This is a genomic window from Enterobacter sp. PP-008-ECC_S150 (assembly GCF_045257065.1).
Taxonomy (GTDB): Bacteria; Pseudomonadota; Gammaproteobacteria; order Enterobacterales; family Enterobacteriaceae; genus Enterobacter; species Enterobacter chengduensis.
Genome location: NZ_JBJHHG010000007.1, coordinates 1 through 18727, shown reverse-complemented (window position 1 = coordinate 18727; position 18727 = coordinate 1). Strand labels below are relative to the sequence as shown.

At 57.7% G+C, this 18727-nt stretch carries 15 protein-coding genes; 7 read left to right on the top strand and 8 right to left on the bottom strand.

What is annotated here, in order from left to right; translation table 11 throughout:
- Positions 1 to 2 precede the first annotated feature (2 nt).
- The 3 genes from ACJBF3_RS09475 to ACJBF3_RS09465 form a co-directional block, all read right to left on the bottom strand.
- Complete coding sequence (locus ACJBF3_RS09475) at positions 3 to 968, bottom strand: L,D-transpeptidase family protein (protein ID WP_045326979.1); 966 nt, start codon at positions 966 to 968, stop codon at positions 3 to 5.
- Between the two features lie 146 nt (positions 969 to 1114).
- The gene (mfd, locus tag ACJBF3_RS09470; protein ID WP_045326980.1) at positions 1115 to 4561 is read right to left on the bottom strand and encodes a transcription-repair coupling factor; all 3447 of its coding nucleotides are present in this window, start codon (positions 4559 to 4561) and stop codon (positions 1115 to 1117) included.
- 149 nt (positions 4562 to 4710) lie between these two features.
- A complete protein-coding gene (locus tag ACJBF3_RS09465) occupies positions 4711 to 5784 on the bottom strand; it encodes an acyltransferase family protein (RefSeq protein ID WP_045326981.1) in 1074 nt (357 codons plus the stop codon).
- A 256-nt stretch (positions 5785 to 6040) separates the two neighbouring features.
- Between ACJBF3_RS09465 and lolC the strand changes: the two genes are divergently transcribed.
- The 5 genes from lolC to cobB are packed head-to-tail and all read left to right on the top strand — an operon-like array spanning position 6041 to position 10979.
- Complete coding sequence (gene lolC, locus ACJBF3_RS09460; protein ID WP_045326982.1) at positions 6041 to 7240, top strand: lipoprotein-releasing ABC transporter permease subunit LolC; 1200 nt, start codon at positions 6041 to 6043, stop codon at positions 7238 to 7240.
- Positions 7233 to 7934 (top strand): lipoprotein-releasing ABC transporter ATP-binding protein LolD, encoded by a 702-nt coding sequence (gene lolD / locus ACJBF3_RS09455; RefSeq protein WP_045326983.1) that lies wholly within the window; start codon positions 7233 to 7235, stop codon positions 7932 to 7934. The genes lolC and lolD overlap by 8 nt, the downstream gene beginning before the upstream one ends.
- Positions 7934 to 9178 carry a lipoprotein-releasing ABC transporter permease subunit LolE gene (lolE, locus tag ACJBF3_RS09450; protein ID WP_045326984.1) on the top strand — a complete coding sequence of 415 codons (1245 nt, stop codon included), beginning with the start codon at positions 7934 to 7936 and terminating at the stop codon, positions 9176 to 9178. The genes lolD and lolE overlap by 1 nt, the downstream gene beginning before the upstream one ends.
- Before the next feature lie 53 nt (positions 9179 to 9231).
- Positions 9232 to 10143: an N-acetylglucosamine kinase gene (gene nagK / locus ACJBF3_RS09445; RefSeq protein WP_045326986.1), complete on the top strand. Its 912-nt coding sequence runs from the start codon at positions 9232 to 9234 to the stop codon at positions 10141 to 10143.
- Positions 10144 to 10157: 14 nt separating this feature from the next.
- Positions 10158 to 10979: a Sir2 family NAD+-dependent deacetylase gene (gene cobB, locus ACJBF3_RS09440; RefSeq protein ID WP_045326987.1), complete on the top strand. Its 822-nt coding sequence runs from the start codon at positions 10158 to 10160 to the stop codon at positions 10977 to 10979.
- 45 nt (positions 10980 to 11024) lie between these two features.
- Here cobB and ACJBF3_RS09435 read toward each other — a convergent pair whose 3' ends face one another.
- The gene (locus ACJBF3_RS09435) at positions 11025 to 12956 is read right to left on the bottom strand and encodes a methyl-accepting chemotaxis protein (protein ID WP_045326988.1); all 1932 of its coding nucleotides are present in this window, start codon (positions 12954 to 12956) and stop codon (positions 11025 to 11027) included.
- Positions 12957 to 13193: 237 nt separating this feature from the next.
- On the opposite strand from ACJBF3_RS09435, the gene ACJBF3_RS09430 reads away from it, so the two are divergent.
- On the top strand, positions 13194 to 14423 hold the full coding sequence (locus ACJBF3_RS09430) for an EAL and HDOD domain-containing protein (protein WP_045326989.1): 1230 nt from the start codon (positions 13194 to 13196) through the stop codon (positions 14421 to 14423).
- Between the two features lie 46 nt (positions 14424 to 14469).
- Here the strand turns inward: ACJBF3_RS09430 and potD are convergent, their stop codons facing one another.
- Genes potD through potA form a run of 4 tightly spaced genes read right to left on the bottom strand, consistent with a single transcriptional unit; the run spans position 14470 to position 18272 of the window.
- Positions 14470 to 15504, bottom strand: a complete 1035-nt coding sequence (gene potD, locus ACJBF3_RS09425) for a spermidine/putrescine ABC transporter substrate-binding protein PotD (RefSeq protein ID WP_045326990.1) — start codon at positions 15502 to 15504, stop codon at positions 14470 to 14472.
- Positions 15501 to 16292, bottom strand: coding sequence for a spermidine/putrescine ABC transporter permease PotC (potC, locus tag ACJBF3_RS09420; RefSeq protein WP_045326991.1), 792 nt, complete (start codon positions 16290 to 16292; stop codon positions 15501 to 15503). Before potC ends, potD begins: the two co-directional genes overlap by 4 nt.
- Positions 16289 to 17146, bottom strand: a complete 858-nt coding sequence (potB, locus tag ACJBF3_RS09415) for a spermidine/putrescine ABC transporter permease PotB (protein WP_045326992.1) — start codon at positions 17144 to 17146, stop codon at positions 16289 to 16291. Before potB ends, potC begins: the two co-directional genes overlap by 4 nt.
- On the bottom strand, positions 17130 to 18272 hold the full coding sequence (gene potA, locus ACJBF3_RS09410) for a spermidine/putrescine ABC transporter ATP-binding protein PotA (RefSeq protein ID WP_173860525.1): 1143 nt from the start codon (positions 18270 to 18272) through the stop codon (positions 17130 to 17132). The genes potB and potA overlap by 17 nt, the downstream gene beginning before the upstream one ends.
- 218 nt (positions 18273 to 18490) lie before the next feature.
- Between potA and ACJBF3_RS09405 the strand changes: the two genes are divergently transcribed.
- Positions 18491 to 18727, top strand: a 237-nt coding sequence (locus tag ACJBF3_RS09405; RefSeq protein ID WP_406544971.1) for a hypothetical protein, incomplete at its 3' end; no start/stop codon positions are given.

Genomic DNA, 18727 nt, shown 5'->3' with positions numbered 1-18727 from the left:
GTTCACATCGATTGCTGAATGACATCGTGATGCCGGGTGACGTCGGTCGGCATGCCTGACCGGACCTCCATTGCCCGCTCCATCACCGCGCTGTTGGTATTCACATTGGTTTTGAAACTTACCATCGCAGCATTGAGGTTAATGGGCAGCGTCTGCGGATCGTCGCCGATATTTTTCGATAGCGGCTGGTGAATTTCGACCAGCCGCACGCCGCCCGGCTCCTCAGAAACCTTGATCGGCGTATTGATAATGTTCACTTTGGTTCCCGGCGTAACGACGTTAAACAGCGTTTTGATATCATCATCGCGCAGGCGAATACAGCCGGAGCTGACGCGCATGCCGATGCCGAAATCCGCATTCGTTCCGTGCAGCAGGTAAACGCCGCCGTAGGCCGCCAGGCGAATCGCGTGGTGCCCCATCGGGTTATCCGGACCAGCCGGAACAACCGCGGGAAGATCGATGCCCTGAGCCTTATAGCGGGCACGAATGTTCGCCGTTGGGGTCCAGGTTGGATTCGCGCGTTTATCCGAGACCGTGGTGACCATCGTCGGCGTCAGCGTATCGCCGCCCAGCTGTCCAATACCGATCGGGTAGACGGTGACCTCGTTTTTGCCCGGTGGGTAATAGTAGAGACGCAGCTCGGCCAGATTTATCACCATTCCCTCGCGCGGCGCGTCCGGCAGGATAGTCTGTAACGGGATGGTCAACACGCTGCCCGCGCGCGGGACGTACGGGTCGACGCCGGGGTTCGCCTGCAGCAGCGCCAGAAAGCCGACGTTATATTTTTTTGCAATGGCTTCCAGCGAACCGCCATTATTTTCAACCACGTGGAAGCGGTTTTCGCCCACGACCTTGCTGCCGGGCGGAGGAAGGGGCCAGGTGTTTGCCCGAGCAGGAAGCGCAACCGCGACGGTGGCTGCCAGCGCAAACAGGGTCATCCAGCGAGTAAAACGCGAAGAGGTCATCATCACCATAATCCATGTAAATGATAAGGTTATTGTTTTATAAGGCGTTAATAATAATTATGGCGAATGGATGTGTCGGGAAGATCGGGTGAAGTGCAAAGAGTTTGTAAATTGTCCCCCGTTAGCGTTGGCTAACGGGGGAAGGGGATTTATGCGATCGCGTTCTCTTCCAGCTGCCGCATAAAGTTACGCACCCAGTCCATACGGGTTTTGCGCTCCGTCAGCTCCTGGGTAAATTTGAGGCGCGTAGGGCCATCAAGGCGGAAATGCTGCGGCTGTTTTTGCAGCAGGCCGATGAGCCACATCGGGTTGACGTGATTCTTCTCGGCGAATTCAATCACTCCGCCTTTTTCATTGCCTTCGAGCTTGCGAATGCCCAGCTTCTGCGCCTGCTGGCGCAGGCGCGCGATATCCAGCAGGTTTCGCGCCGCATCGGGCAGCAGGCCAAAGCGGTCGATCAGCTCAACCTTGATCTCTTCCAGCTCGTTTTCCGTCTTCGCGCTGGCGATGCGCTTGTAGAACGACAGTCGGGTATTCACGTCCGGAATGAAATCGTCCGGCAGCAGGGAAGGCATGCGCAGCTCGACCTCGGTCTGCTGGCTGGTGAGATCCTCCAGCGACGGTTCGCGCCCGGCCTTCAGTGCATCAACCGCGTTTTCCAGCAGTTCCATATAGAGCGAGAAGCCGATGGTCTCCATCGAGCCGCTCTGGTCTTCACCCAGCAGCTCGCCAGCCCCGCGGATCTCAAGATCGTGCGTGGCCAGCGCAAAGCCTGCGCCGAGGTCTTCCAGCGAGGCGATGGCTTCCAGACGCTTTTGCGCGTCGGTGGTCATTGTTTTCGGATGCGGCGTCAGCAGCCAGGCGTAGGCCTGATGGTGCGAACGCCCGACGCGGCCGCGGAGCTGGTGAAGCTGCGCCAGGCCAAAGTGATCCGCGCGTTCAATGATGATGGTGTTCGCCGTCGGAATGTCGATCCCGGTTTCGATGATGGTGGTGCACACCAGCACGTTAAAGCGCTGGTGGTGGAAGTCGTTCATTACCCGTTCCAGCTCGCGCTCGCGCATTTGCCCGTGACCGATGGCAATGCGCGCTTCCGGCACCAGCTCCGCCAGCCTGTCGGCCGCTTTCTGAATGTTTTCCACGTCGTTGTAGAGGTAATAGACCTGACCCCCGCGCAGTACTTCACGCAGGATCGCCTCGCGCACCACCAGGTTATCGTACTCGCGGACAAAGGTTTTTACCGCCAGACGGCGCGCTGGCGGCGTGGCAATAATCGACAGATCGCGCATGCCGCTCATCGCCATGTTTAGCGTTCGCGGGATTGGCGTGGCGGTCAGGGTCAGGATATCGACGTCGGCGCGCATCGCTTTGATGCGTTCTTTATGACGCACCCCGAAGCGGTGCTCTTCGTCGACGATCAGCAGCCCCAGATCTTTCCACTTCACGTCGCTTTGCAGCAGCTTGTGGGTGCCGATCAGAATATCAATTTTGCCTTCACTGGCCTGCTCCAGGATCTGCGTCTGCTCTTTGGTGCTGCGAAAACGCGACAGCATCTCGATGCGCACCGGCCAGTTGGCGAAGCGGTCGCGGAAGTTGTCGAAGTGCTGCTGGGCGAGCAGGGTGGTCGGCACCAGCACCGCTACCTGCTTGTTGTTTTCCACCGCCAGGAAGGCGGCGCGCATTGCCACTTCGGTTTTGCCGAAGCCGACGTCGCCGCAGACTAAGCGGTCCATCGCCAGCGGCTGGCACATGTCGCTCAGCACGGCGTTAATGGCCTGAGCCTGATCCGGCGTGGTTTCAAACGGGAAGCTGTCGCAGAACAGCTGGTACTGTTCCTTATCATGCTTAAAGGCGAAGCCCTCTTTGGCCGCGCGCTGGGCGTAGATATCCAGCAGCTCGGCCGCCACGTCGCGCACTTTTTCCGCGGCCTTCTGGCGCGCGCGCGCCCAGGCGTCGCCGCCCAGCTTGTGCAGCGGCGCGTTCTCTTCGGCACCGCCCGCGTAGCGGCTGATCAGATGCAGGGACGACACCGGAACATACAGCCTGGCGTCGTTGGCGTAGGTCAGCATCAGGTATTCACCCTTAATGCCGCCCGCTTCCAGCGTGGTCATTCCCTGATAGCGCCCAACGCCATGTTCCAGGTGAACAATCGGCTGGCCCGGATGCAGTTCGGCCAGGTTACGGATCAGCGTGTCCGGGTTGATGGTCCGACGGCTGTCCTGACGGCGGCGCGCGACGCGCTCGCCCAGCAGATCGCTTTCGCAAATCAGCGCCAGGTTGTTGAGCGTGTCGATAAATCCGTGCTCGGCGGCGCCTATCATCAGGTAACGACCGTTTCCGGTCGCTTCGCTCAGGCGCAGGATGCGCTTCGGCGCGACCTTAATGCGTCCCAGCAGCTCACCTAACGCTTCGCGACGGCCTTCGCTCTCAACGGAGAACACCACCGGGCCGGTAAAGGACTCGAGAAACTTGCGCAGATTATCCAGCGGGGATTTCTGCTGCGCCTGAACGGCCAGGTCCGGCAGCGTTCGGAAGGCGAGGTTGGTGTTGGCGGCCTTATCGGCGAGAGAATCGGTTTTCAGCTGCATGCGCGGCCAGCGCTTCAGCTCGGCGTTGAGCTCGTCGGTGCGCAGCCACAGCGCTTCCGGCGGCAGCAGCGGACGCATCGGGTCAACGCCCCGGTTTTCGAAGCGCGCGCGGGTTTCGCTTTCAAAGCGGCTGGCGCTGGCGTCGATATCGCCGGTGTTCACAATCAGCGTGTTCGCCGGGAAGTAGCTGAACAGGGCAGGCAGCGGCTCGTTGAAGAACAGCGGCTGCCAGTATTCGATCCCGGCCGGGAGCGTGCCTTTGCTGACCTGCTGGTAAATATGTTCGGCATCACGCTTGACGTCGAACCTGTCGCGCCACTGGCTGCGGAACAGTTCGATGGCGGTTTTATCCGTCGGGAACTCGTGCGCGGGCAGTAAATTGATGGACTCCACTTCCTCCAGCGTGCGCTGCGTGTCGGCGTCGAATACGCGCAGGCTGTCGATTTCATCATCGAAAAAGTCCAGACGATACGGCTGGTCGCTGCCCATCGGGTAAAGGTCGAGCAGCGCGCCGCGGGTCGCGTATTCTCCGTGCTCCATCACCTGGTCAACGTGGCGATAACCCGCACCGTCAAGCTGCGCGCGCAGGGCATCACGCGACAGGCGCTGGCCTTTTTTCATCACCAGCGCGTGACCGTGCAGATAGCTGTGCGGACAGACGCGCTGCATCAGGGTATTCACCGGCACGATCAGCACGCCGCGCTGCATGGTCGGCAGCTGATAAAGCGTCGACAGGCGCGAGGAGATGATCTCCTGATGCGGCGAGAAGCTGTCATACGGCAGCGTTTCCCAGTCGGCCAGGCTGAACACCAGGCTATCGGTGAACTGGCCGATTTCGTCGTGCAGGCGCAGGGCGTTTTGCATATCCGGGGCAACCAGGATCACCGGGCCCGGATGACGCTCGGCGATTTCCGCCACCAGCGTGGCGCACGCCGCGCCCGTGAGTTCACCCAGCTGGCGCTGGTCGCCCGCTTTGACAGGCAAGGAATAACGATAGTGTTCAGGCATGGCTATGTCAGAGTCTCTTAGGGATATACCAACAGTATTGGGGCATATCACTGATACGCAATGTCTTTATTATCCTCGATCGTTTTACATAAGCAAATCGTAACCGCACGGCGGGACGATACGCCCCCGAAACGGGGGCGGAGAGGGCGTTAGCGCGTCGACGGTGACAGAGTGAGAGTCGAAGGAGGAGAGAAGAAGAGATCGCCAAAGAGCGCGGTGGAGAGTTTACGCACCCCGAGCCCCGCAAGGGTACAGATAAGCAGGCTGGCAAACGGGTAGACCAGAATTAAGCCCAGCTCTGCCCAGACCGGCCAGTACGCGGCATTCATCTCGCCAATCAGGAACAGGCTAAAGGCCTCAATCAGGATGCGGTGGGTGGTGTAAATCGCAATGGTGTTTGAGCCAATCACGTTCAGCAGATTGTTCGGCTGAACGGCATAGCGCTGCTCGAGGCCGTAGAACAGCTTCATGATCACCACAATCGACAGCAACGAGAGCAGCAGCGGAACGTTAGCAAACCACAGCACCACCGAGACGGCCGCGAAGGCGCCTGTCGCCAGCCACGTGCGGCGCAGACTGAAACTTTTCATCCACGCCATCAGCGCTGCGCCATACCACGCCCCGAGGCTGTAGTAGATCATGTTGCGGACCACGCTGTTCATCCCCCACCACGGCAGCGGCAGGAAGTTGATCGCGATGCTTGCCAGCGCCAGCACTCCCAGTACCGGCAGTTTCCAGCGGCTCAGCAGTTTGCACAGCGTGAAGTAGACCACCAGGGCATACAGGTACCACAGGCTGGTGCTGGCGGTGAGCATTCCCCGTACAAATCCCGAGAGCGAGTCGGCATAGGCCGCGTTCGACGCGGTGGCAAGCTCACGATCGGGCGCCAGCCAGGCGTTCAGGTGGGTCAGCGCCTGCCATTGCAGGACGCCCCACAGCGCCAGAACCCAGACAATGCTCCAGATCCGTTTGTCGAGGCTGGTTCGCCAGCCCACCTCGTCAATATAGCGACGGATCAGATAGCCGGAGATAAAGAAGAAGACCGGCATACGAAACGGTGCGAGATAGAGGTTAAAATAGACCCAGCATTTGGCGAGAAGGCCGGAGAGCGGGTGTTGCAGGTCGATCAGATGCGGGTAAAACGTGATAACCGAGTGATAGATAACCACCAGGCAGATACACAGCCCCTTTATCTGGTTAATCCATAATGCTTTTTGCTTCATTGTTCGCCACTACCTTATTGCCATAAACGAACGGGCAATTGTTGTAAAACGACGCCAGGATGTAATGGGTAACAGTCTGTATCAGGAGGTTTTTCGGAAAAGGTGGAGGTGGCGAGGCGAGTATTCAGGCAATAGCACCCTGATTTATCTGAATTTTTCGGAAAAATGATTACCAAAGCTTACGGTTTCAGTCATTTACGCTTAGCGGATTCGCTTATATACTCGTGGGTCTGCTATCAGCAAACAGACGGACTTCATGTATCAACCTGTCGCACTCTTTATAGGCTTACGTTACATGCGTGGGCGCGCCGCGGACCGCTTCGGTCGCTTTGTCTCCTGGCTTTCGACTATTGGCATTACGCTTGGCGTGATGGCTCTGGTGACGGTGCTTTCCGTCATGAATGGCTTCGAGCGCGAGCTGCAAAACAACATCCTGGGGCTGATGCCGCAGGCCGTTCTCTCATCATCCAACGGTTCGGTTAACCCGCAACAGCTGCCGGAAAGCGCGGCGAAGTTACAGGGCGTCACGCGCGTAGCGCCGTTGACCACCGGTGACGTGGTGCTGCAAAGCGCCCGCAGCGTGGCGGTCGGCGTGATGCTGGGTATCGATCCGGCGCAAAAAGACCCGCTCACGCCCTATCTGGTGAACGTGAAGCAGAGCGATCTGGAAGCCGGAAAATACAACGTGATTCTGGGTGAACAGCTTGCCGGACAGCTTGGCGTCAACCGTGGCGACCAGCTGCGCGTGATGGTGCCTTCAGCCAGCCAGTTTACGCCGATGGGCCGTTTGCCAAGCCAGCGCCTGTTCAACGTGATTGGTACCTTTGCCGCCAATAGCGAAGTGGACGGCTATCAGATGCTGGTTAACATCCAGGACGCGTCCCGCCTGATGCGCTACCCGGCAGGAAATATCACCGGCTGGCGGCTGTGGCTCGACGCGCCGCTGAAGGTCGATACCCTCAGCCAGCAAAAACTGCCGGACGGCACCAAATGGCAGGACTGGCGCGAGCGTAAAGGCGAACTGTTCCAGGCCGTGCGGATGGAAAAAAACATGATGGGGCTGCTGCTGAGCCTGATCGTGGCGGTGGCTGCATTTAACATCATCACCTCGCTGGGCCTCATGGTGATGGAGAAGCAGGGCGAAGTCGCGATTCTGCAAACCCAGGGGCTCACGCCGCGCCAGATCATGGCCGTCTTTATGGTGCAGGGCGCCAGCGCCGGTATCATCGGCGCGCTGCTCGGGGCGGTGCTGGGAGCACTGCTTGCCAGCCAGCTCAACAACCTAATGCCGATTATCGGCGCGCTGCTTGACGGCGCGGCGCTGCCGGTGGCTATCGAGCCGCTGCAGGTGGTCGGTATTGCGCTGGCCGCGATGGCCATTGCGCTGCTTTCTACGCTTTATCCTTCCTGGCGCGCTGCCGCCACTCAACCCGCTGAGGCTTTACGTTATGAATAAGATCCTGTTGCAATGCGACAACCTGTCCAAACGCTATCAGGAAGGCACTGTGCAAACCGACGTGCTGCACAATGTGAGCTTTAGCGTGGGCGAAGGCGAGATGATGGCGATTGTCGGCAGCTCCGGCTCGGGCAAAAGTACGCTGCTGCATCTGCTGGGCGGGCTGGATACGCCCACCAGCGGTGACGTGATTTTCTCCGGCCAGCCGATGAGCAAAATGTCCTCAGCGGCGAAGGCCGAGCTGCGCAACCGCGAGCTGGGCTTTATCTACCAGTTCCACCACCTGCTGCCGGATTTCACGGCGCTGGAAAACGTGGCGATGCCGCTGCTGATTGGCAAAAAAAAGCCGGCAGAAATTAACGCCCGCGCCAGCGACATGCTGAAAGCGGTGGGGCTGGGCCATCGCGGTAACCACCGTCCGTCGGAGCTGTCCGGCGGCGAGCGCCAGCGCGTGGCGATTGCGCGTGCGCTGGTCAACAACCCGCGTCTGGTGCTGGCGGATGAGCCGACCGGTAACCTGGACGCGCGCAACGCGGACAGTATTTTCCAGCTGCTGGGCGAGCTGAACGCCTCGCAGGGCACCGCGTTTCTGGTGGTGACCCACGATCTGCAGCTGGCAAAACGCATGGGGCGCCAGCTTGAGATGCGCGACGGCCATCTGAACGCGGAACTGACCCTGATGGGAGCAGACTAATGGCGTCACCGTTATCGTTACTCATCGGTTTACGTTTTAGCCGCGGCCGCCGTCGCGGCGGCATGGTGTCGCTGATCTCCGTTATCTCGACCATCGGCATTGCGCTGGGCGTGGCGGTGCTGATCGTGGGCTTAAGCGCCATGAACGGCTTTGAGCGCGAGCTGAATAACCGCATTCTGGCGGTGGTGCCGCACGGGGAGATCGAGCCGGTTAACCAGCCGTGGATGAACTGGAGCGACGCGCTCGCCAGGGTCGAAAAAGTGCCGGGCATTGCCGCGGCCGCGCCCTATATCAACTTCACCGGGCTGGTGGAGAGCGGGGTAAACCTGCGCGCCATTCAGGTGAAAGGGGTCAACCCCGCTCAGGAAGCGCGTCTCAGCGCGCTGCCGAACTATGTGCAGAACGGCGCGTGGGCCAACTTCAGGGCGGGAGAGCAGCAGATCATCATGGGCAAAGGCGTTGCCGACGCTCTGAAGGTGAAGCAGGGCGACTGGGTGTCAATCATGATCCCGAACGCCAGCGCCGATCACAAGCTGCAGCAGCCTAAGCGCGTGCGCCTGCACGTCACCGGTATTCTTCAGCTGAGCGGTCAGCTCGATCACAGCTTCGCGATGGTGCCGATGGAGGATGCGCGCCAGTATCTCGACATGGGCGACAGCGTGACGGGTATTGCCATTAAGGTGAACGACGTCTTTAACGCCAATAAACTGGTCCGCGACGCGGGCAGCGTAACCAATAACTATGTCTACATCAAAAGCTGGATCGGCACTTACGGGTATATGTATCGTGATATCCAGATGATCCGCGCGATTATGTATCTGGCGATGGTGCTGGTGATTGGCGTCGCGTGCTTTAATATCGTCTCCACGCTGGTGATGGCGGTCAAGGACAAGAGCGGCGACATTGCCGTCCTGCGAACGCTCGGGGCGAAAGACGGTCTTATTCGCGCCATCTTCGTCTGGTACGGTTTGCTGGCGGGGCTCTTCGGCAGCCTGTGCGGCGTGGCGATCGGCGTGGTGGTGTCCCTGCAGCTGACCCCCATTATCAACGGGATTGAAAAGCTTATTGGTCACCAGTTCCTGTCGGGTGATATCTATTTTATTGACTTCCTGCCGTCTGAACTGCACTGGCTGGACGTTTTTTATGTGCTGCTTACAGCACTTTTACTGAGTCTGCTGGCAAGCTGGTATCCGGCGCGTCGCGCAAGCCGAATCGATCCGGCGAGGGTATTAAGTGGCCAGTAATTACGTCATGATCTAGCGGCTTGCGGGTCGCCAGGTCAAAAGAGGAATGCACTATGTATTATGGATTTGATATTGGCGGCACCAAGATTGCGCTCGGCGTGTTTGATAAAAACCTCAAGCTGCAGTGGGAAACTCGCGTTCCCACGCCGCGCGAAAGCTACGACGAATTTTTAACCACCATTGCCGCGCTGGTGGCGCAGGCGGATGAACGCTTTGGCGTCAAAGGCAGCGTCGGCATTGGTATTCCGGGCATGCCCGAAACCGACGACGGCACGCTGTACGCGGCCAACGTACCTGCCGCCAGCGGTAAACCGCTGCGCGCCGATCTCTCCGCCCTCCTTGAACGCGACGTGCGTTTAGATAACGATGCCAACTGCTTTGCGCTCTCTGAAGCCTGGGATGATGAGTTTCGTCATTATCCGCTGGTGATGGGGCTGATCCTCGGCACCGGCGTCGGCGGGGGAATGGTGATCAACGGTAAGCCCATCACCGGGCGCAGCTACATCACCGGCGAGTTTGGCCATATCCGCCTGCCGGTGGATGCCCTCGAGGTGGTAGGACGTGATTTCCCGCTGACCCGCTGCGGCTGCGGCCAGCACGGCTGCATTGAGAACTACCTTTCCGGTCGCGGGTTTGCATGGCTTTACGAACACTTCTATCATCAGAAACTTGAGGCCCCTCAAATCATTACCCTGTGGGAGCAGGGGGATGCGCAGGCGCGTGAGCACGTCGAGCGCTATCTGGATCTGCTGGCGGTGTGTCTGGGCAATATTCTCACCATCGTCGACCCGGATCTGCTGGTGATCGGGGGAGGGCTTTCAAACTTTACCGCGATTACGGAACGGTTGTCCGGGCGTTTGCCCCGACATTTATTGCCGGTTGCCCGCGTGCCGCGTATTGAACGCGCGCGACACGGGGACGCAGGAGGCATGCGCGGAGCCGCATTCCTTCATCTCACCGATTAGTTTACGAGGTTTCTATGCTGTCGCGTCGCCAGGGTCGACTCAGCCGTTTTCGCAAAAACAAACGCCGCTTGCGTGAGCGTCTGCGCCAGCGGATCTTTTTCAGAGACAGAATCATGCCAGAAGCGATGGATAAACCCAGAGTGGTGGTGCTGACCGGGGCCGGGATTTCCGCCGAGTCAGGTATTCGAACCTTCCGCGCGGCGGACGGGCTGTGGGAAGAGCACCGCGTGGAGGATGTGGCCACGCCGGAAGGCTTTGCCCGCGACCCGGATCTCGTGCAGGCGTTTTACAACGCCCGCCGCCGCCAGCTGCTCCAGCCTGAGATTGCGCCCAATGCGGCGCATCTGGCGCTGGCGAAGCTGGAAGAGGCGCTCGGCGATCGTTTCCTGCTGGTGACGCAGAATATCGACAACCTGCACGAGCGGGCCGGTAACAAGAACATCATCCACATGCACGGTGAATTGCTCAAGGTTCGCTGCGCCTGGAGCGGTCAGGTGCTGGACTGGAAAGAGGACGTGCTGCCTGAGGATAAGTGCCACTGCTGCCAGTTCCCGTCGCGCCTGCGTCCGCACGTGGTCTGGTTCGGCGAAATGCCGCTGGGCATGGATGAGATCTACAGCGCGCTGGCCATGGCGGACGTGTTTATCGCCATCGGCACATCCGGCCACGTTTACCCGGCGGCCGGGTTTGTCCATGAAGCGCGACTGCACGGCGCGCATACGGTAGAACTCAATCTTGAGCCAAGCCAGGTGGGCAGCGAGTTCGAAGAGAAACACTACGGTCTGGCAAGCGCGGTCGTCCCGGAATTTGTCGACAAGCTGCTGAAAGGGCTGTAACGGCAATTGCGTGAAAAGGCACCCGTCCAGCGGGTGCCTTCCTGTTTATGAGTGGAAGAACGCCAGCGTCTTCTCCAGCGATTTAGCCTGCTCGTCCAGCGAGAGCGCCGCCGCAGAGATCTGCTGCACCAGAGAGGCGTTCTGCTGGGTGGTACTGTCCATCTGGTTAACCGCGGTGCTGACCTGGCTAATCCCCCGATTCTGCTCGTCCAGCGCCTGAACGATGTCGTTAATGACCAGATGCACGTGCGACACCGCCTCAATCACCTGTTTCATCATCACCCCGGTTTCATTGACCAGCGCAACGCCTTTGCTTACGCGGCCTGAGGACTCGGCAATCAGCTGAGAGATCTCTTTTGCCGCGTTAGCGCTTCGCTGGGCAAGGTTACGCACTTCGCCTGCAACGACCGCGAAGCCGCGCCCCTGTTCGCCAGCCCGTGCCGCTTCAACGGCCGCATTCAGCGCCAGGATATTGGTCTGGAAGGCGATGCCGTCGACGATGCTGTTAATCTCACCGATCTTACGCGCGCTTTCGTCAATTTCCCCAATCACCACGACCACGTCGTTCACCAGCGTTTCGCCATGTCCGGCAAGGCTCGCGGCGCGATCGGTCAGGGTGGTCGCCTTGTGGGCGTTATCGGCATTATTTTTTACCGTGACCGAAATCTCTTCCATGCTGGCTGCCGTTTCCACAATCGCCGCCGCCTGTTCTTCGGTGCGCGAGGCGAGGTCAAGGTTGCCTGCCGAAATTTCGCTGGTGCCGCCGTGCACGGAATGGCTGGCTTCGCTGATATTGTCGACGATGCGCTTGAGCTGCATCTGCATGGTGTGCAGGGCATAAAAAATGCTGCGGGTATCCCCGGAACGCACCGGGATGATGTTGTTCAGCTCTCCCCGCGCAACGGCCAGGGCGATCCCGGCGGCTTCAGAAGGTTCACCCCCGACGGGGCGGTCAACTTTGCGGGTAAAGATCTGCGCCATCACCAGGCTAACCGCCACGATGCTTAACGCCATCAGGATGATGGCTTTCAGTAAAAATGCCCGCGCTTCAGCCATCACTTCGCTCACCGGGGTGATGATGGCGAGTTTCCACGGCGTCTGGCTATTCCCGACGGCAATGTCCTGCCAGGTGATAAACGCCTCTTCCTTCAGGAGCGGATCGTCGACCCGAGTGACGTCATGACCGGTAATCTGACCGGCGTAAGGCTTGCCTGCGGCGCGCTTGTCCGGACTGGACACCACGCTATTGCCCGCCGAGAGGAGCAGAGCGTAGCCCGTGCCGTTCCACGGTTTAATCGCGCCGATCGTCGCTTGCAGCGTGGCGAGCGAGAAGTCAGAGGTGACCGAGCCCAGAAACTGCCCGTCACGCATGATGGGGGCGGCAATAGAGGTAAGCATCACGTCCACGCCGTTGTAGGGATAAATATAGGGCTCGATGATCACCTCTTTATGCCGCTGTTTCGGCAGCAGATAGTAATCACCGCTGCCGGGCGTTTCGATGTCCGTCAGCAGGTGTAATGTCGGTTTGCCGGTGGCGTCGCGATCGACGTAGCGGGCGTAGCGTCCGGCAGGATCTTCACCGCTCTGGCCGGCAAAGGCGGCATCGTTATCGTCGAACGCGTTAGGCTCAAAGGCCATCGACATAGAGAGAAACTGAGGATGCGCCGACAGATAGTGGATGAGCAGCTGGTTCAGGCTCTGGCGGTCGGCCACGCCCGCCTCGCGCAGCGCCAGGGCGCTATTGCCCATATCCCGGGCGGCCGTCAGGGCGGAATCCAGCTGTTTGCTGACCTGTAGCGATTGCACCTCGGCTATCTGGCGGATATGTTTTTTGGCCAGCACCTCTTGCTGCACCATCCACTGCCACATCATAAACCCGATCGTTGCCGTAAAGCCCACCGTCACGGTGAGGAAAATGGACAATAGCATCAACGTCTTGACTCTTATTTTCGGTTTTCGGACCATGGCATCTCTCATTCTCTTCTCCCGTAATATCGTGCATGTCGGGCAGGCACCTATTCCTTATCGGATATTTTTTCCGCTTTCTGTAGATCGCCGGATATATTTAATTTAAATCCGGAACATATAAATCCTGTTAATTAGTGTGGATGCTTTTATTTTGTGCATTCAATCAAAATAGTGCTCGATAATACTCGTTATCGTCGTGTAGAAAGAGGATGCTAATAAATATAAAGTTGTAGAGGAGGATGGGATATGTACGGATTTATTGCGCGACAACCCATTTTTAACCCCGAGATGAAGACGGTGGCCTATGAGCTGCTCTTTCGCGATGGGATGACAAACCGATTTCCGGATGTGTCGGCGGAATACGCCACGTCCAGAATGATATCCGATCAGTTTTTATGCGTGCCGTCCCAGCGCATCGCCGGGGCGCATACGTCGTTTATTAATTTCCCGTCGCGAATGGTCATTGACCGCAGTGGTGAAGCGCTGGATAAAGAGAGCGTGGTGATTGAGATCCTTGAAGACGCGGAGCCAGGAGCGGAACTGCTGCAGGCCGTCAGGGAGATGAATGCGCACGGTTATCAATTTGCGCTTGATGATTTTACCCTTGCACCAGAATGGGATGCTTTTTTGCCCTATATTTCGATACTGAAATTTGACGTCAGAAATTATACCTTAGCGCAAATTAAAGCGTATCTGGACGAGCATAAACACCTCACCGGCCATATTAAATATCTTGCTGAAAAAATTGAGACTAAAGAGGAATTCAACCAGTACAGGGAAGAGGGATTCTCGCTGTTTCAGGGCTATTTCTTCTGCCGTCCGGAGGTGATTAAATATAAACGGCTGTCGCAAAATCAGCTGGCGATTTTTCGGCTGCAAATGGAGGTCGGACGCAATAAACCTGATTTCCGGATCGTCGAGTCGTTGATTAAAAGCGATCTTACGCTGTCATATAAAATCATGCGCTACATGAAACACACCGCCTTTAAACATATCGGCGCCTGCAATTTCAGCAAGTTAACCCTGAGTGAAGTGCTCAGATATCTTGGGGAAAACCAGCTCCGACGCTTCGTTGCCGTCGTGGTCCTCGCCAGCGCGGGCAACGACACCGTGAGCGAGCTTTACCCGTTGAGTATGATGCGCGGCAAGTTCTGCGAGCTGATCGCACAGACCATGAAAGAACCGGCGCTGGCTGAAAATGCCTTCATGTGCGGCCTGTTTTCTCTGCTCGATACGCTCCTTGAGCTGCCGATGGCCGAGTTGATGAAGCAAATTGCGGTGCCGCAAAGCGTGAGCAACGCGCTGTGCCATCAGGAGGGACGTCTGGCCGACGTGTTGAGCCTGTGCCGTTACTATGAACAGCAGCAGTGGGACGAGGCGGACAGGGTTCGTCAGGCGCTGGGGCTGTCGGATGAGGCGGTGGTTGAGGCGATGAGAAAGGCGACCATCTGGGCAGGGGAGAATGCGGTAAGTTAATCCTCCCTCACGCCGCACGGCGGCGTGAGGAAGAACGCGATACCGTTTATCGGCCCGCTTTTAATTTCTGGTAATACTCTTCGTAGAGGCGGCTGGCGTCACCGACATCGTTCTGCCATTCCCCTTTGCTGATGGTTTCGGCATCCGGGTAGAGCGTCTTATCGTTGGCCACTTCAGGCTTCAGCAGCTTGCGTGCGGCGAGGTTTGGCGTCGGGTAGCCAATCGTCTCGGCAACCTGTTTTGCCACGTCAGGGCGCAGCAGGAAGTTGATCAGCTTCAGGGCACCATCCACGTTTTTCGCGTTGGCCGGAATCGACAGGCTATCCATCCAGAATATCCCGCCTTCTTTCGGCCAGACCACCTCAAGCGGCGTACCTGCCTGGCGGGCAACGTACGCGGAGCCGTTCCAGACCATACCCAGATTCACTTCGCCTTCCATGTACGGGTTTGCCGGGTTATCGGAGTTGAAGGCCGCCACGTTAGGCATTAGCTTCTTCAGCTCGTTATACGCCGCTTCGATCTCTTTAGGATCTGCCGTGTTGCCCGAGTAGCCCAGCTTGCGCAGCGCCACCTGGAACACTTCACGCGCGTCGTCGGTCAACAGCAGGCTACTTTTATATTCGGGTTTCCACAGATCGGCCCAGCCTGTCACCGATTTCGGATCGACGGCATCGCTGTTGACGCCAATCGCGGTCGCACCCCAGATATACGGGATGGAGTAGTCGTTATTCGGGTCGAACGGCTTGTTGAGCATCTCCGGATCGAGGTTTGAAAAATTGCTCAGCTTCGTTTTGTCGATCTTCTGGATCATGCCCTCTTTGCGCATTTTGTCGACAAAGTAGGTAGAGGGAACGACCAGATCGTACGCGCCGTCCTTGTAGGTTTTCAGCTTGGCGTACATGGTTTCATTCGACTCGTAGGTCGAGTAGATCACCTTGATGCCCGTCTCCCTGGTGAACTGTTCCAGCAGACCCGGCGGCACGTATTCGGTCCAGTTGTAGAAGTAGAGCGTTTTACCGTCATCAGCGTGCGCGGCACCCATGCCGAGCACCAGCGCCGCAGCGGCGAGCATTTTTTTCATTTCATTGTCCCCTGAGATTTTGTTTTATCACGAGCAATAACCTGGCTGGCGATCACCAGAGTCAGCGACAGCACCAGCAGAATGGTCGCCAGCGCGTTCACCTCGGGTGAGACGCCGACTTTCACCATCGAATAGATTTTCAGTGGCAGAATTTCATAGCTCGGCCCGGTGACGAAGGAGGACACGACCACGTCATCCATCGACAGGGTGAAGCTCAGCAGCCATCCGGCCGCCACGGCGGGCATCGCCAGCGGCAGGATGATTTTGCGCAGGATCGTCATCTCGCTGGCGCCCAGATCTTTCGCCGCCTCCAGCATGCGCACGTCGAAGCCTTTCAGGCGCGCGAAGACGGTCACCACCACAAACGGCAGGCAGAAGGTGATGTGCGAGAACAGCAGCGACCAGAAGCCCAGCTGAATGCCCAGCAGCATAAACAGCACCAGCAGCGAAATCGCCATCACGATGTCCGGTGACATCATCACCACAAACAGCATGCCGCTGACGAACGGCTTGCCGCGAAAGCGGTAGCGATAAAGCGCTACGGCCGTGAGCGAGCCAATCAGCGTGGCGAAGGTGGCGGAGAAGATCGCCATCGTCAGCGAGTGCTGCGCCGCCTGCAGCAGGCTGTCGTTGTTCATCAGCAGGCTGTACCAGTCGGTGGTAAAGCCCTGCCAGCTAATCCCGAACCGCGAGCTGTTAAACGAGTTCACGATCAAAATGATAATCGGAATATACAGATAGGCGTAAATGGCGGTCATAAAACCGCCGCGAAGCAGTCGACCGATCATTCGAGTTCCACCTTTTTATTCAGCAAGCGCGAGGCGCGCCAGTAGACCAGCAGCATCAGGCCCATGACGACCGTCAGCGTAATGCTGGTCGCGGATCCGAACGGCCAGTCGCGGATGTTGAGGAACTGGCTCTTGATCACGTTACCAATCAGCAGGTTTTTCGCGCCGCCCATCAGGTCCGACACGTAGAACAAGCCCATCGCCGGGAGCATCACCAGCAAACAGCCCGCGATAATGCCGGGCATCGTCAGCGGAATGATGATGCGGATAAACGTCTGCAGCCTGCTGGCGCCCAGATCTTTTGCCGCTTCCAGCAGCGGTTTATCCAGCTTCTCAATGCTGGAGTAGAGCGGCATCACCATAAACGGCAGCAGAATATAGACCAGACCCACAATCACCGCGCTCGGGGTAAACATAATGCGGATCGGCGTATCAACCACTCCCAGCCACAGCAGAAACGCGTTGAGATAGCCTTTGGTGCTGAGGAAGATCTTCAGGCCATAAATGCGGATGAGCGAGTTCGTCCAGAAGGGAACAATCAGTAAAAACAGCAGCAGGGGACGCACCTTTTGCGGCAGGCCTGCGAGGAACCAGGCGAAAGGATAACCGAGCACCAGGCAGGCGAGGGTAGCAATCAGCGCCATATTGAGCGAGTGCAGCAGCACGTCGAAATAGAGCGGATCGAGCAGGCGCGCGTAGTTGTCCAGCGTAAAGACCAGCGAAACGAAGTGAGCGTCGTCGCGGGTCAGAAAGCTGGTGGCGATAATCATCAGGTTGGGTAAAAAGACGAACAGCACAAGCCAACCGACGATCGTGGCAATCACCACATTCTGGAACTTACTTGTGTTCTTCATCAGCCAGCACAACCTCCCAGCTTTCTACCCAGTTGATAACCATTTTCTGGTCGAGAGAGTGGTCGAAGTCCGGATCGTCTTCGTTAAAGAATTCGCTGACCATCACCATTTTGCCGTTTTCCAGCTCGACGACAGACTCCAGCGTCATCCCTTTGTAGTTGCGCTCGCGGATATAGCCGATCAAGCCCTCGGCCTCGGTACTGCCGTGGATTTCATCGACGCGCAGATCTTCCGGACGCAGCAGAACGTTGAGCTTTTGCCCCTTTTCGACGGGGAAATTCACCGTGATATTGCACTCGCGTCCTTCGACGCTGGCGCGCACGCGCTGGTCGTCCAGGCGCTCGATCACCGTGGCGTCGAAGATATTGATCTCGCCAATGAAGCTGGCGACAAACAGGTTTTTCGGCTCTTCGTAGATTTCACGCGGCGTGCCGTCCTGCTCGATTTTGCCGTCACGCATCACCACGATGCGGTCGGACATGGTCAGGGCCTCTTCCTGATCGTGGGTGACGAAGACAAAGGTAATGCCGAGCTTGCGCTGCAGCGCCTTGAGCTCGTTCTGCATCTGCTTGCGCAGCTTGTAGTCGAGCGCGGAAAGGGATTCATCCAGCAGGAGCAGGCGAGGCTTGTTGACCACGGCGCGGGCGATGGCCACGCGCTGCTGCTGGCCGCCGGAAAGCTGGTGGGGTTTACGCTGGGCAAACGTCTCAAGCTGCACCATGCGCAGGGCCTCGGTGACGCGCGGTTCAATCTCGCTCGCCGGGGTTTTTTGCATCCGCAGGCCAAACGCCACGTTTTCAAACACGGTCATGTGCGGAAAGAGAGCATAGCTCTGAAAGACGGTATTGACGTGGCGATCTTCGGCAGGAACCCGGGTGATGTCCTGGTTTTCAAGATGGATATGGCCGTTATCGACGCTTTCCAGCCCGGCGATAAGGCGCAGTACGGTTGTTTTGCCGCAGCCGGAGGGGCCAAGCAGCGTCAGAAACTCACCGTCATTGATGGTGAGAGTGAGGTCGGAAATGACATCTTTGCCTTCAAAACGTTTACGAATTCGTTCCAGTTTCACCAGCGGTGAACGGGTTTGTGTATTCAATTTTTGCGCTGTCCCATATAGACGCCTCAGGCAGCAGACTGAAGCGGGGTTTGTGTGTAACCACCTTGGTGACTCGTAATGAGGGCGGACATTCTACGGCAATCCCCCGGAATCGCCAATCCTTGTCACTGATTCATAAGCTACATTTATTAACGCATAACGATATAAACGGAATCTATGGTCACTCCCGTTTTTGCAACACCGATTTTGACGATAAGTTGGCTTGCTTGAATCTATCCGGCGTCTGAATGGGATTTTATTCCCGCGCCTCGATGAGTTCCGCGCCTGATGAACCTCCAGAAAATATACGGCTTCAGCGAGCCTTTCCGTTTTACAGGTTCCTCAACAGGCCGGTGGGCCGTTTGTATCATCAATATCAGTATTCGCAAAACCAGATGAATGATTGTTTAAACTGGTGTATTTCTGCCTTTATGCTTCGTAAGTTTGCTGTCGCGCCGTCAGTGCCCAGGCTATTCTGGCCAGCT